Here is a 1,345-nt window from a genome sequence, read left to right on the forward strand (position 1 = left end):
CGGGTCTGTAAAATAAACTGTGTCAGGCCCTGCCGGCCCATGGGCCGGCAGGGCCTGATTGCTACATCAAATCTAATATCATTCTCCCAGGAAACCAAATGGCCAGCTTCTGGGCCGTTGTCGCCCAATTAGCAAGTGGCATCGTCCATTTTTGTTTAATGTTGTTATGAGCCAGATAGATCAGTTTTAACAGAGCCATATCGGAAGTGAAACCACCTTTGGTTTTGGTTACTTTTCTGACTTGCCGGTGAAACCCTTCGATGGTATTGGTGGTGTAGATCAGTTTACGAATAGTGGTGTCATACTGAAAATACGTGGTCAGCTTCGACCAGTTATTGCGCCAGGATTCCAATACCTTTTCATATTTCTTACCCCACTTTTCTTCCAGCTGATCTAAACGAAGTTCTGCCAGTTCGAGTGTTTCTGCCTGGTACACCGGCTTAAGATCTTTCATGAATACCTTCTGATCTTTAGAAGCCACATACTTCAGGCTATTACGGATCTGGTGGACGATGCAGGTCTGGATTTCTGTTTGAGGAAATACCGTATTTATAGCCTGTGGGAATCCATTGAGGTTATCAATGCAAGCAATCAGGATGTCTTTTACACCCCGGTTCTGAAGGTCGGTCAACACACTTAACCAAAAGTTAGCGCCTTCGCTTTGAGATACATACATTCCTAACAATTCCTTGTGCCCATGACGGTCAATACCAAGAATGTTATAAACAGCATGCGATACCATGCGGTGTTCCTCTTTAACCTTGTAGTGCATCGCATCCAGCCAAACAATCGTGTAAAGCTCATCCAGTGGCCTTGATTGCCATTCTTTTACTTCAGGGACAATCCTATCTGTTATAGCAGATAAAGTGCTGTGACTGATGTCTGTATCATACATATCTTTGATATGCTTTGATATGTCGCGAAAGCTCATGCCCAGTCCATACATACCGATGATCTTGGATTCAAGGCTTTCTGCCAATATCGTTTCCCGTTTACGGATTAGTTCCGGCTCAAAACTGGAATTGCGGTCACGAGGGGTAATGATCGATATGGTGCCATCAGAGGTACGGATATCCTTACTGGTCTTACCGTTCCTACGATTGCCTGAACTGCGTTCAGCTTCATTTAAATGGCTTTCCAATTCTGCCTCAAGAGCGGCATCAAGGAAACTTTTTAGCAACGGCGCAAACGCACCATCCTTCCCGTAAAGTGATTTGCCCGAGCGGAGTTGCTCAAGGGCATTCTTTTTCATTTGCTCGTATTCGAGCGATTCTTCTTCTCTCTTCATCTTAAACTGTGTTTTAAGTTAACGTTTAACTCTTGACACAGTTTATTTTACACCCTC

Annotated in this window: 1 protein-coding gene; it reads right to left on the minus strand. The window is 44.2% G+C overall.

Annotation, left to right across the window (positions count from 1 at the left end):
* Window positions 1-61: 61 nt before the first annotated feature.
* The gene (locus AC1DU2_RS30820; RefSeq protein ID WP_477389469.1) at window positions 62-1,252 is read right to left on the minus strand and encodes an IS256 family transposase; all 1,191 of its coding nucleotides are present in this window, start codon (window positions 1,250-1,252) and stop codon (window positions 62-64) included.
* Window positions 1,253-1,345: the final 93 nt, after the last annotated feature.

Source organism: Mucilaginibacter sp. P4_C11 (assembly GCF_056402115.1).

What these genes read in the sequence shown, in the direction of transcription:
- AC1DU2_RS30820 (WP_477389469.1), bottom strand. Translation starts at nt 1,252, where the DNA reads ATGAAAAAGAATGCCCTTGAGCAACTCCGCTCGGGCAAATCACTTTAC.